8 protein-coding genes and 8 pseudogenes are annotated in these 12,184 nt (G+C 69.0%); 8 read left to right on the top strand and 8 right to left on the bottom strand.

Annotated features, from left to right (window positions below):
- Positions 1-242: 242 nt before the first annotated feature.
- Positions 243-668: pseudogene (locus ACFZDA_RS41010) on the top strand (transposase family protein); the annotation flags it as partial.
- A gap of 16 nt (positions 669-684) precedes the next feature.
- Here ACFZDA_RS41010 and ACFZDA_RS41005 read toward each other — a convergent pair.
- Positions 685-1,239 (bottom strand): hypothetical protein, encoded by a 555-nt coding sequence (locus ACFZDA_RS41005; RefSeq protein WP_391091572.1) that lies wholly within the window; start codon positions 1,237-1,239, stop codon positions 685-687.
- On the opposite strand from ACFZDA_RS41005, the pseudogene ACFZDA_RS41000 reads away from it, so the two are divergent.
- A pseudogene (locus ACFZDA_RS41000) lies at positions 1,129-1,602 on the top strand (IS5 family transposase); the annotation flags it as partial. The gene ACFZDA_RS41005 and the pseudogene ACFZDA_RS41000 sit on opposite strands and share 111 nt — an antisense overlap.
- 21 nt (positions 1,603-1,623) lie before the next feature.
- On the opposite strand, the gene ACFZDA_RS40995 reads toward ACFZDA_RS41000, so the two are convergent.
- Positions 1,624-2,589, bottom strand: coding sequence for a zinc-binding dehydrogenase (locus ACFZDA_RS40995; RefSeq protein WP_391091566.1), 966 nt, complete (start codon positions 2,587-2,589; stop codon positions 1,624-1,626).
- 108 nt (positions 2,590-2,697) lie between these two features.
- Here ACFZDA_RS40995 and ACFZDA_RS40990 point away from each other — a divergent pair, with 108 nt between their 5' ends.
- Positions 2,698-3,378: a TetR family transcriptional regulator gene (locus ACFZDA_RS40990; protein ID WP_391091564.1), complete on the top strand. Its 681-nt coding sequence runs from the start codon at positions 2,698-2,700 to the stop codon at positions 3,376-3,378.
- A gap of 88 nt (positions 3,379-3,466) precedes the next feature.
- On the opposite strand, the pseudogene ACFZDA_RS40985 reads toward ACFZDA_RS40990, so the two are convergent.
- Positions 3,467-3,853 (bottom strand): annotated as a pseudogene (locus tag ACFZDA_RS40985) (helix-turn-helix domain-containing protein); the annotation flags it as partial.
- 259 nt (positions 3,854-4,112) lie between these two features.
- Between ACFZDA_RS40985 and istA the strand changes: the two are divergent.
- A pseudogene (istA, locus tag ACFZDA_RS40980) lies at positions 4,113-5,748 on the top strand (IS21 family transposase).
- A pseudogene (locus ACFZDA_RS40975) lies at positions 5,745-6,468 on the top strand (ATP-binding protein). The pseudogenes istA and ACFZDA_RS40975 overlap by 4 nt, the downstream one beginning before the upstream one ends.
- A 73-nt stretch (positions 6,469-6,541) precedes the next feature.
- On the opposite strand, the gene ACFZDA_RS40970 reads toward ACFZDA_RS40975, so the two are convergent.
- Positions 6,542-7,282 (bottom strand): methyltransferase domain-containing protein, encoded by a 741-nt coding sequence (locus ACFZDA_RS40970; protein WP_391091562.1) that lies wholly within the window; start codon positions 7,280-7,282, stop codon positions 6,542-6,544.
- Between the two features lie 172 nt (positions 7,283-7,454).
- On the opposite strand from ACFZDA_RS40970, the pseudogene ACFZDA_RS40965 reads away from it, so the two are divergent.
- Positions 7,455-7,730 (top strand): annotated as a pseudogene (locus ACFZDA_RS40965) (helix-turn-helix domain-containing protein); the annotation flags it as partial.
- A gap of 834 nt (positions 7,731-8,564) precedes the next feature.
- Here the strand turns inward: ACFZDA_RS40965 and ACFZDA_RS40960 are convergent.
- The 3 genes and pseudogenes from ACFZDA_RS40960 to ACFZDA_RS40950 all read right to left on the bottom strand — a co-directional run bounded on the left by ACFZDA_RS40960 (position 8,565) and on the right by ACFZDA_RS40950 (position 10,055).
- A complete protein-coding gene (locus ACFZDA_RS40960; RefSeq protein ID WP_391091560.1) occupies positions 8,565-8,888 on the bottom strand; it encodes a hypothetical protein in 324 nt (107 codons plus the stop codon).
- Positions 8,889-8,970: 82 nt separating this feature from the next.
- Positions 8,971-9,456, bottom strand: a pseudogene (locus tag ACFZDA_RS40955) (hypothetical protein); the annotation flags it as partial.
- 224 nt (positions 9,457-9,680) lie between these two features.
- Positions 9,681-10,055: a hypothetical protein gene (locus ACFZDA_RS40950; RefSeq protein WP_391091558.1), complete on the bottom strand. Its 375-nt coding sequence runs from the start codon at positions 10,053-10,055 to the stop codon at positions 9,681-9,683.
- A 51-nt stretch (positions 10,056-10,106) separates the two neighbouring features.
- On the opposite strand from ACFZDA_RS40950, the gene ACFZDA_RS40945 reads away from it, so the two are divergent.
- A complete protein-coding gene (locus ACFZDA_RS40945; RefSeq protein ID WP_391091556.1) occupies positions 10,107-10,619 on the top strand; it encodes a hypothetical protein in 513 nt (170 codons plus the stop codon).
- On the opposite strand, the pseudogene ACFZDA_RS40940 reads toward ACFZDA_RS40945, so the two are convergent.
- Positions 10,576-11,404: pseudogene (locus ACFZDA_RS40940) on the bottom strand (IS5 family transposase). The gene ACFZDA_RS40945 and the pseudogene ACFZDA_RS40940 overlap by 44 nt on opposite strands.
- A gap of 90 nt (positions 11,405-11,494) precedes the next feature.
- Between ACFZDA_RS40940 and ACFZDA_RS40935 the strand changes: the two are divergent.
- Positions 11,495-12,097, top strand: a complete 603-nt coding sequence (locus ACFZDA_RS40935) for a LysR substrate-binding domain-containing protein (protein WP_391091570.1) — start codon at positions 11,495-11,497, stop codon at positions 12,095-12,097.
- The last annotated feature ends 87 nt before the right edge of the window (positions 12,098-12,184 follow it).

Here is a 12,184-nt window from a genome sequence, read left to right as displayed (position 1 = left end):
ACCCACCCCGCCCCGGGCCCCGACTTTGGTCCGGTTAAGCAGCGCCGGCACCACGTCCGGGCCCCCCCCGCCCCCCCCCGGCAAGGCCGGGTTCGGGGCCCCGCGGTACGCGGCCCCGATACCGCGCGTCGCCCCGTCCCCGGCCGTTGACGGCGCCCAGAAAGACGAGGGGCGTTCCGTTGCTCCACATGCCGAAATGGCCACGATGGACGCCGAGGATGTCGTTCTGAACAACGAACTTCGTCGGCGACAGCCGGGCCGACTTCTCGCACAAGCACCGCCGACACGGCGTGAACGTGCACGTCGCCGCCAAACCCGCGGGCGAGCTGCTGCGGACATCGCCCACACTGCCCGGACGCACCCACAACCTGACCGCAGCCCGCACCCACCGCATCATCCGGATCCGCGAACGCCAGGACGTTCCCGCTCCCGCCGACCGTGCCCACACCGGGGCCGGCCCCTGGGTGACCACGCCGATCAGGCGACTCCCGCACCAGAACCCCACCCCTCACCCAGCAGACGATCAACCGAGCCCTGTCGGCGGCGCGGGCGCCAGCCGAACGAAGCATCCCGAGACTGAAGCCTGGCGCATCTTCCGCAGAGCCCGCTGCACCCCCAACCCCATGACGGCCATCACCAAAGCCGTCCTCACCCTAAAGAGGCAACGCTTAAAACCCTCATTGATCACGCGGGGGCGGCATCGAGGCCGTGTTCGGCGAGCGCCTGGGTCAACATCCGCTCCTGGCCAGGCGTCAGTTGCCCGTTGTTCAGCTTGGTGCGGGTCTTGGCGAGCCAAGGGCCGATCATGACGCGTTCACCGTCGACCTCGATCCACTCGCGGGCGCCGGGCGTGCGCTGCCACCGCTCAAGGAAGAGGGAGAGGATCTGCACGCTCTGGGCGACGGAACGCCGCCGCGCAGCGGGCGTCGCCGAGGAAGTCTGCGGACCGTCGAGTGCGACGTGGCCGGGGGTGAGACCGATCCGGGTGAGCAGGTCGCGCTGGGCGGGCTCGAGCCTGTTCCAGGTGGCGAGCTGGCGGTGCAGCCAGCTGCCCGCTTTCACCTCGCCGATCACAGTGTCGCGGGTGAGGGCAGCGGGGTTGTGTCCGGTGAGCCGGCCGACCATGCTCTCGGACGTTCCCGAGGCGGCCTGACCACCAAGATCCACCTTGCCGTCGAGCTGGGGCAGAAGCCGCTGAGCGTCGTGATCACAGCCGGCCAGCGGGGTGACTCGCCGCAATTCGAGCCGGTCCTGGAAGCCATCCGGGTACCCCGCCTTGGTCCGGGCAGGCCCCGCAGGCGGCCGGACCGGGTGCGGGCCGACAAAGCGTACGACTCCCGCCGCAACCGGGCCTACCTGCGCAGACGCGGGATCAAGGCGACCATCCCGGTCCCCGCCGACCGCGTCCGCAACCGCCAGAAACTCGGTGCCCGAGGCGGTCGGCCGCCGAAGTTCGACAAAACCGACTACAGCGAGCGGCATGTCGTCGAGTGCGGGATCAACCGCCTCAAGCGCCACCGGGCCGTGGCCACGAGATACGACAAGCTCGCCGTCCGCCACGAGGCGACCGTGTTGGTCGCAGTCCTCAACGAGTGGCTGTGACCAGCACCTTTCCAACAAACCCTAGTCGACCCTGACCACGTACTTGCCCTGCACCCCGCCCGCCTCCAGCGCCCGGTGTGCGGCCGCTGTCTCTTCCAGCGGGAAGACCGTGTCCACCGCCGGCCGCAGCTTCCCCTCTGTCACCTGGCGGGCGAGGTCGTCGAAGAGCGCACGTTCGGGGTTGCCGCTGAAGAAGCGCACCCGGCCGCGTCCGTGGACGGCGCTGGCCGCGATGTAGCCCAGCGAGGCGGCGGGCCGCGTCAGGTCGAAGGCGATGGTGACCATGCGTCCGCCCGGCTTCAGCAACCGCCGTACGGTACGCAGGTCGGTGCCCGCCGTGTCGAGGACCACGTCGAACAGCCCCAGTTCCGCAGGGGACACGGCCCGGTGGTCGACGGCGTGGTGGGCACCGAGCGTACGGACGAAGTCGAGGTTGGCAGCGCGGGCCAGGGCCGTGATCTCGGCACCGTACGCCTGTCCCAGCTGGACGGCGGCGTTGCCGACGCCGCCCGCCGCGCCCCGTACAAGCAGCCGTTCGCCGGGGCGCAGTGCGGCCTTGTCGCGGAGGGCCGTGACGGCCGTGGTGGCCACCGGCAGCGCGGCAGCGGCTACGAGGTCCAGTCCGTCCGGGACCCGGCCGAGCCGTTCGGGCCGTACCGTCACGTACTCGGCGGCGCTGCCGAATCCGGAGCTGCGGCCCAGGACGCCCCACACCTGGTCGCCGACCGCTACGCCGGTCGCGCCGGTGCCGAGTGCGGCGATCTCGCCAGTGAAGTCCAGCCCGATGCGCTGCGGGAACTTCCGGCCGGTGATGAGGCGGGCCCGACCGGAACGGGCCGCCAGTTCGCCGCCGTTCACGCTGAACGCGCGCACGCGCACGAGGACCTCGCCGGGTGCCGGTCCGGGACGTGGCACCCGGCCCACATACAGCACCTCGGGGCCGCCGAAGCGGTCGAACAGTACGGCTTTCATCGTGCGGTCGTCCATCGTTGCGTTCTCACCTTCGCCACCAGTGGCCGTGCGGGGGATCGTGGCGCCGAGCGTAGGCTGGCAAACGGACGAGATCGTCCATGTGACCGGAGGTGAGAGACAGCGGTGGGGGAATCCTCTCGGATCGCGGGGCAGGACAGTCTGCGGGCGGACGCCCGGCGCAACCGGCGGCGCATCCTTTCGGCTGCCCGCGTGGTCTTCGCCGAGCACGGCATCGACGCGCCCATGGCGACCGTGGCCCGGCGGGCGGGGGTCGGCGTGGCGACGCTGTACCGGCGTTTCCCGACGCGGGACGCACTGGTGCGGGCCGCGTTCGCGCACCAGATGGACACCTGCGCTCGGGCGCTCACCGAGGCGCTGGCCGACCCCGATCCGTGGCAGGGCTTCCAGCGACTGGTCGAGACGGTCTGCGAACTACAACGGGAGGAACGGGGCTTCCCGGCCGCGTTCGTCGCGGCCTTTCCGGACAGCACGCGAGAACACGCGCGGGTACGGGAACAGGCCGAGCGGGACTTCATGGCCCTGGTCCGCAGGGCTCAGGCGGCGGGCGTGCTGCGGGCCGACTTCCACCCCTCCGACTTTGCCGTGGCCCTGTTGTCCCACTGCGGTCTGGTCACCGCATTGCCGGATGACCGTGCCGCGTCCCGGCGTCTGGTGGCGTACTTGCTCCAGTCGTTCCGCGCCGAGGCGGCCCACGGAGCGCTGCCAGCGCCGAGCGCACTGTCGCTGCGCAGTCTTCCGCTCGCGGCCCACGGCTCCCAGGGACAGCGGTCCTCCGGAGCCTGATACGAAGCGGTGCCTGCCGCGTGGCCGCCCTTCGGGTGACCGCGCCACTTTCGCAACAGGCCCTACTGATGCCGGTCAGCAGCCGCCACACCGACGCCCTCGACAACACCACCCCCGTTGCCCGGGTGACGACCGCGCCGACTCGTTCCAGGGTCCACAGGTCGGCCTCGAAACCATGAGCCTGGGCGCCTTGCTCCAACGCGGCCCCAACCATCTCGACCTGGGTGCCGTCCAGCTTGGGTGGCCGTCCGGTGGCTGCCCGTCGCCGCAGGCCCGAAGCACCGTCTTGCTCCCACACCCGCCGCCAACGCCGCACACTCTCGGCACACACCCCCACCGCCCTCGCGATCTCCGCACTCGAGACGCCGGCCTGGAACAACTCGACTGCCCGAACACGACGCGCCTCCGCCAACTGAGGCCGAGACAAAGGAGAAAGGGACGAGCCAGCAACCGAAGGGAAAGGTTGATAAGCCACCCCGACAGCTTCCCACCCACACGGCCACCACACCCACCGAACGTACGAAAAGATCAGTAGTTGTACTTGACGAAGGCCCCCGGTTGTGGAGTGGAGCTGTCGAGGAACCGCTTGGTTCTGTTGGTTGACGGAAGCCGACACCCCTTGTCGCTCAGGGCCGAGAACGCCGTGTTTCGCCGGAGGGTGGTGTCTCTGAGTTCTGACAACGCTTGAGGGGTTGTGGTGGGAGCATGGATGTGCTCTGCGGGATGAGGCTGCGATGGCGCCACCGAAGTCCAAGGTCGACTTGTACGCGGCGATCCGCCGTGACGCTCGGGCAGTTATGTCATACCGGGCCTTGATACGTGAGTACGGGGTCGGATTTCGCACGGTGAAGGCCGCGTTGGAGTCGGTCTGGCCGGAGCCCCGGAAGAAGCCGCGGCCGCGCGGGACCCGCCTGGATGCATACAAGCCGTTGATCGACGAGATGCTCCGAGCGGATCTGGATGCTCCGCGCAAGCAGCGTCACACGGTCAAGCGGATCTTCGACCGGCTCCTGGACGAGCACGGGGCGGAGGCGGTGACCTATCCGATGGTGCGGGCCCATGTCGCCGACCGGCGGCCCCAGATCGCTGTTGAGGCCAGCCACGGGGTGCTACACGCGTTCATTCCGCAGTCCCACCGGCCAGGGGCCGAGGCAAAGGTGGACTTCGGCGACGTGAAGGTACGCCTGGCCGGTGAGCAGGTCACCTGCTTCGTGTTCGCGATGCGCCTGTCGTATTCGGGCACGGCCGTCCACCGCGTCTTCGCCTCCTGCGGCCAGGAGGCGTTCCTCGAGCCACATCCACGCTCTCAGCGTGCTGGGCGGCGCCCCGACCGGCAAGGTCCGCTACGACAACCTCCGCTCCGCCGTCTCCCGAGTGCTCAGCTCGCGATCCCGCGCGGAGAACGAAAGGTGGCCTGCGTTCCGGTCGCGCTACGGCATCGATGCCGCGTATTGCCTGCCCGGCATCGAGGGTGCCCACGAGAAGGGTGAGGTCGAGGGACAGATCGGCTGGTTCCGCCGCAATCACATGGTCCCCGTTCCGGACGTCGCCTCTCTCGCCGAGCTGAACGCGTTGATCGAGCAGTGGGACGAGGACGACGAACGGCGCCGGATCGGCTCCCGGCCACGGCCGGTGGGAGAGTACTTCGCTGTCGAACGGCCGCTGCTGCAGTCGTTACCGGACGAGCCCTTTGAGACGGGACGGCTGTTCAGCCTGCGGGTGGACCGCTCCAGCCAGGTCAGTGTCCGTACCAACCGCTACTCGGTACCGGTACGGCTGATCGGCCGAATGGTCAGAGCGATGCTGCACGCGTCCGAGCTGGTGGTCTACGACGGCCAGCAGGAAGTCGCCCGTCATGAACGGCTGATCGCCAAGGGGAAGGCTCGGCTGGATCTGGACCACTACCTGGAAGCGCTGGTCCGCAAGCCCGGCGCGTTTCCCGGGGCCACCGCCCTCGAACAGGCGTGTTCTGCAGGGAAGTTCATGCCGGTCCATGACGCCTGGTGGGAGGCGGCGAAGGCTTCCCACGGCGAGCGGGACGGCACCCGGGCCCTGATCGAGGTTCTGCTGATGGGTCGCCACGTCCCCCACGAGCATCTGGTCGCTGGGCTTGCCTCCGCGCTCAGGGCCGGCGCCCTGACCGCGGACGCCGTCGCGCTGGAGGCCCGGAAGGCCGCCGAAGCCGACGAGGTCGCGGCTCCGGTTGTCCCTGCGGAGCCGGAACGGACGAACGTGACTTCGCTGACCGAGCGGCGGCTTGCCCAGCTGCCGCCCGACACCCGGCCGCTGCCCTCGGTCGCGGCCTACGACCAGCTGCTGCGAGCCCGGCAGCCGGCCGACCGCCCCGCCATCCAGGGAGAGATGCCGTGACACTCAAACGCCACCGCGGGCTGACCGAACAGGCCGCGACCGCCGCCGTCGACCAGGCATGCCGCATGCTCCGGCTGCCCACTATCCGGGCTCAGTTCCCCGACCTGGCCGAAGCCGCCGCCGGCGACCAGATGTCTTATCGCGGCTTCCTCGCCGAACTGCTGATGGCCGAGTGCGACGACCGGGCCCGCCGACGCTCCGAACGGCGCATCAAGGCGGCGCAGTTCCCGCGGGAGAAGTCGCTGAGGGCCTTCGACTTCGAGGCCAACGGGAACGTCGACGCAGCCGTCATTCACACTCTGGCGACCTGCGAGTGGGTCAAGAAGGGGCCTGGCCGGCTTCCGGGTCCGCTACGCACTTGCCACCAAGCTGGTCAACGAGTTGGTCGAGGCGGCGGACGAGAAGGTCCTGACCAAGACCATCGCCCGCTACGGACGCGTCGATCTCCTTTGCCTAGACGAACTCGGCTCCATGGAGCTGGACCGCAGGGGCGCTGAGCTCCTGTTCCAGGTGCTCACCGAACGCGAGGAGAAGAACAGCGTCGCCATCGCATCCAACGAGTCATTCGGCGGCTGGACCAGGACGTTCACGGATCCGCGGCTCTGCGCGGCCATTGTCGACCGTTACACCTTCGGCGGGAACATCATCGAGACCGGCACCGAATCCCACCGGCTCGCCAGCACCAGGGCGGCCCGAACACAGGACGTCGCCGCGAACTGATCACTTCTGGCGCACCGCCGTGACCGGCCCTTTCTCGCAGGTCTGAGTGTGCAGTCAGACAGCTCGCCTGGTTCTACAGGTCGGCCACGAGAAGCCGGTAGCCGGCATCGAGGGCTTCGCGATCGAGCAGGTCGGCATGGCGTTCGTGCCACCGGCCGGAGGACAGGTCGTCTGACAGCCGGGCCAAGCCCGGCTGGAGAACTTCGTCGCTGGTCTGAGCTAACAGCGAGATACCGGCCCGCACTTCCGGGTCGAGGTATGCCTCGGGTCGGCGCCAGAAGGCGGCGAGGAATCCGTCGGTGCAATCGTGCGGGACGGGGACGGTTTCGATGCGCGCGCCTCCCAGCAACCTGGACAAACGATCGACCGCGACGGCTCGTGTGTCGTCGAACGCGGCTGCTTCGGGCAAGTACTCCTCCAGCAGCCAGAACCTGTGGTTGATGTCGGGGTCGAAGGTGAGGACGACGATCCGCCGCCGGGCGATGCGGAGGAGTTCACCGATGCCGGCTTCCAGGTCGCTCCAGTGGTGCACGGTCAGGAGGGCCATCGCCGCATCGGCCGAGTCGTCGGCGAGAGGGACCGACTCCGCGGATGCTTCCAGGACCGGTGCCGATCCGGCTGGACGCTGGGCGATCATCACCGAGCTGGGTTCAACAGCCAGCACCGTGTATGACGGTTCATAGGAGCCGGTGCCGGCTCCTACGTTGATCACAGTGGTGGCACCATCGAGGGCTTGATGGATCCTGGCGGCGATTCGGGGGTCCGGTCGCCGGGTGTCAGCGTAGGTCGCACCGATACGGTTGTAAGTCGCCACACCGCACAGTACGCGCTTCCCGCTGACACCCGGAAGAGCTCGCAGCATCGTCAGCTCTCATCGACATTTCCGAGCCGTCCGATCGCCAACTGCTACCCAAAACCGTCAACCGTCGACAAACGTTGCCCGCTCTCGCTTACGAAGCCAACCGCTCCGCCAACAGGAGACCTTCGTGTCTCACGCTAACGCTGCTCTGACACCCCGTGCCCGTCTTCGCCTGGCGCGTCTGATTGTGGATGAGGGATGGCCGGTCGCCCGTGCGGCTGAGCGCTACGACGTGTCCTGGGCCACTGCCAAGCGATGGGCCGACCGTTACGCCGAATCCGGGCCGGCCGCGATGGCCGACCGGTCCTCGCGGCCTCACCGCAGCCCGGCCCGAACCACTCAGCTGCAGGTCCGCAAGATCGTGGACCTGCGCTGGAAGCCTGCCACCAGGCCGCGCAACATCCACCGCAACCTCTACCGCACCCCCTTGGCTCAACGTCTACCGCAACGCCCGGCGCAACAGCGCCAGTCGGCACCGCCCCGCTGTTCCCCTGTTCCACCGCCCGGACGCTTCAGCGGCCGGGCAGCGCGGAAGCGCCGCCGACGCGCAACGCAGCCTCCAGGGGTGCCCGATCTCCCCCCGGCGCGCCGACCTCTGCCCCGCCCCGCCCCACTCCCCTTCCTTCTTGATCGTGGGCGGCTGACGGAGGCTCCAGGGGGATGTCAGACCCCCGACCACGCTCAAAAGGGTGTAGGGACCAGCGGCAACGCGCAGCGTCCCGGAAGGCTCGCGCAAGAGATGCCGCAAGAGATGTTGCCGCCGGGTGTGAGCAGCCCCCCTACGACAATCGCTCTGCACCTGATTCATCGTCAACCAGCAGCAGCCTGGTCACTCCATGACAGCGGGACCGTCAGCATCCGAACCGCCTGAACAAGCGGTCTTTCCTTCCGAGGCGCTGACGCCCATCCAATGTCACCAGCGCACCCACTCACAGGGTGCGGGCGGCAGGTCTGCATAACGTGAATGCGCGCGAACGGACCCACCGCCGACGCCGCCAACGGAGCGAGCGATGTGGGGGCACGGTGCTCGAGATCGACCGGGCGGCCGTCTTCCTCGGCCTGATCGTGGGGCGGCAACGACGGCGCCCGGTCGGCGTGCCCGTATGAAATCGACTCGCCGGCCCACGCTCGCTCTTGCCACCGTGTCCACGCCAGCCTTGACGTCCTGCCGGCCGCGAGCGCGGCGGGGCCGCGAACCGACGCCCCGCAGCGGGCTCAGGCTGGGAGAATCCCTACGTCAGCATGCCGTGGTGTGGTGCAGCCAGCGCTGGAGGGTGGCGTTGATGCTGCCTGACAGGGCGCTGAGCTGGTCGATGGCGTCGCGGTCTTCCGGAAGGGGCGGGATGCCTGCTGCGGTCAGGGCCGCGTGCAGTTCCAGACGTCGCCGGTCGCGAGGCTCGAGGGTGTAGCTCCGGCGTTGCGCAGGTCTGGGCGGCGGCAGCAGGTAGTCCGTGTCCTGCTGCTCCCCCGCCGCGGCCGGCCAGAGGGGCTCGGTGCCGTCGACGGCGTAAGGGTCGGCAAAGGCCTGAGGCGAGTGGCACTCGAAGGCGGTAGAGGTCACGTCGGTCTCCTTACCGGCAGCTTGCACATCTGTAGCATCAGAGCCGCGTAAGGCCCGGACCGGTTGCAGCGGAGGCCGGATGTCACGCCGACGGCGCCATCGGCAGCTCATCACCTGATTCGACCAGCCCACCAAGCACAGAACCACGCCCGTACTGACCACAGATGATGCGGTCGGCGACACGTTCCCGGCGCCATGCCGATGCCGACAGCGGCGACTTGGGCCATGATCGCTCGGGCTGCGGCGCAGGATGTCCTCTCCTTCAGGCGTCGGGGCCGGGCAGCAGGCCTCCCAGGTCGAGTCGGCGGCGGGTGCGAGTGACCGCTACGTAGGCAAGGCGTGCTTCATGGTCGTCGACCGGGCGAGGCGCCGTGTGCTTTTGGTCTGGTGACGTACTTGCGTCTCGGGGCGGCGTGAAATCGTCGGCGATCTTGACGCGGGCCCATTCGCGGCCTTTGGCTTTGCGGGCGGTGGAGACGGTGATCTGTGCGTGCGGTTCGGGGATGAGCCGGGTTACGGCTGTGAGAATGGCGTCGGGGCCGTGGGTATCGACCAGGTCGACGAAGGGGTGAGCGGATGACTGTCCCCAGAGGGATTCTCCGAGTCAACGCGCTGCAGAACCTCTTGACCGACTTCTACGCCTCGCCGGTCGCTGTCGACCATTGGGAGCAAATTGAGCCGTGGGCCGTAGCCCGGGTCTGGCTTCGAAGGGATACTGCCGCGCTGCCGAACTCCGTTGTTGTCAAGTGGATACCCGACGGGCAACGCGAGGCACTTACTGCCTCATGGCGGCTATGTACCGAGCTGGCGGCGCTCCAGTTCCTCGAAGATGATCTCGGGATCGCCCTCGCTCCCCGTGTCATTGCCGCCGACACGGCTCTCCGATTCCTCGTGCTGGAAGACCTCGCCCCCCGCGTGCCTTTGGACCAGCTGCTCCGACGGGACGGAGCAGCAGCGCACGGCGGCCGACTGGCTGCGTTCGCCCGCGCTCGCGGTGCGCTCAGCGTGGCCACGGTAGGGCGGGCCGAGACCTACTATGCCCGCCGGGCCGCGCTGGGACCGGTTGACACTGCGGCAGACCGGACAGGACGACTCGCCCTTCTTTGGGAGGGCGCCATCGAGCAGGCATCGGTACTCGGGGTACCCCTCGACGGTCGCGCTGCCCATGAACTCTCCGCAGTCATGGGAGAACTGGCTTCCCCAGGCCCTTTCCTGGCCTTGAGTAACGGTGACGCGGAAGCCAACAACCTCCTTCTCCACACCACCGGCCCGGCCGATGCCCGACTCATTGATTTCGAGTTCGCCGGCTACGCCCACGCGCTGACCGATGCCGTGTGCCTGTATGTGCCGGGCCCGGCGTGGCTGACAGTGGGCGATCCGACCACCACGGGCTTGGCCGAGGAGTACCGCCGCACCCTGGCCCTCGGCATCCCAGAAGCCCAGGACGACCGACGGTACGGATACGGCCTCGCTGCGGCCTGCGTGTCCTGGGCACTGGTACGGCTGCACCGATTCGTCCTCCTCGACACCCGCGCACCAGGTGACCACAGCCGGCTCCAGCTCATCGCCACACTGGAAGCCACCGCCCACACCGCCGAGAACTACCAGAGCCTGCCCCGCCTGACCACCTGGATCCGCCGCCTCGCTCTCGTGCTACGCCGCCGCTGGCCCGACGTGGACCAGGACCTCACCGACTCGGCGAGGTTCCCGCCCTACCAGGCCCGGCACTGATCCCGAACGCCTCTTTGCGGCTCGACCTCGCGACTGAATGGTCGTCACGGGTTTCCCAGCGGGTCCGTAAGCGACGCGGTCCGTGGAGCCAGGCGATGGCGGACTCGGCGACCCACCGCACCCGCCCCAGGCCCGAGCCCTGCGGATGCCCCCGCCGGGCGATCTTCGGGACGATGCCACGCTCACGCAGCCGCCGGCGGTAGCTGTCGTGGTCGTAGGCGCGATCGGCGTACGGCGTCCAGGGCAAGCGGGGCCGGCCCCGCTTGCCCCGCACCGGCGGCAGCCCGTCGACCAGCGGCAGGAGTGACGTCGTTGCGGTGTCCGCCGGTGTGTGACACCCGCAGCGGAGTGCCGTGCGCGTCGGTCAGCACGTGATGCTTCGAGCCCGGCCGCGCACGGTCAACCGGACTCGGACCGACTTTTGGGCTGTTTCGCCCCCGCTTGGCCGGCGCATGCGAAGCATCGACGGTGACGCGGGAGAAGTCCAGGCGGTCCGCCGCCCGCAACCGGTCCAGCAGCACCCGCTGGAGCTCCTCCCACACCCCGGCCTTCTGCCATTCGGCCAACCGCCGCCAGCAGGTGGGACCAGAACCGAATCCCAACTCCTGCGGCAGGTACTCCCATTGGATGCCGGTGTTGAGGACGAACAGCACACCCTGCAGCGTCTTGCGGTCATCGATCCGCTTGCGCCCCGGATGCCGGAACCGCCGTTCACGCTTCGGCAGCAGCGGCTCGATCACCGACCACAACTCGTCGCTGACCTCCCACGGCTTCCGCCGTGCCATGGTCACCCCCACGCAATACGGGATCACGTACACCTCCACCGTGCCACAGGAAGATCATTCTGAAAGGACCCCTTAGAGGCCACAACGTCCATACCGCCGATACCGGAGATCTTCGACGAACTTCAGGCGGCCCAGCCCGGTCTGACGATCGAGGTGCAGCGCATGGGGTTCGCCGACTGGGCCGAGGCCCTCCTCGCCGGCGACCTGGACGTGGCGTTTGTCTTCCCGCCCGTTCCGCCGGGAGTGCAGACCCACCGCCTGACCACCATGCCCCGCGTCGCATGCCTGCACGACCGCGACCCCCTCGCCGGCCAGGGACCACTGCCCCTCCAGCAACTCGCCGACCGGCCCGTCGTCGGCTGGTCCCCCACAATCCCCAAGGCCTGGCGCGACTTCTGGTCCGTCGACCCCCGCCCCGACGGTACCCCCGTCCGCTACACCCACCACCAGACCACCGAATGGGAACCCGCCCTGACCGCCATCGGCCTCGGCGAGGGCGTCCAGTTCCCCCCGGAGCCCTCCCGCTGGCTCTACCAACGCCACGGCGTCGCCTACGCCGACGTCACCGACCTCACCCCCTGCTGGACCGCCCTCCCCTGGCACACCCAAGACCGCGACAAACCCACCGTCACCGCCCTGTGCACCGCAGCCCGAACCGTCACCAGCCGCCACAGCACGGCCCGCAACGGCTGAAGCAAGACGGCCCACCTCGCCCGGCCCCGACAGGCTCACCGGCTCAGTAGATGGCAGGGCAGTTCCTGGGGGTCGTCCGCAGGCGGA

It is taken from the genome of Streptomyces sp. NPDC007991 (genome assembly GCF_042958445.1).
In the GTDB taxonomy this organism is placed as follows: Bacteria; Actinomycetota; Actinomycetes; order Streptomycetales; family Streptomycetaceae; genus Streptomyces.
The sequence above is the reverse complement of the archived record's forward strand: the minus strand, read 5'-3'. Positions and strand labels throughout refer to the sequence as shown.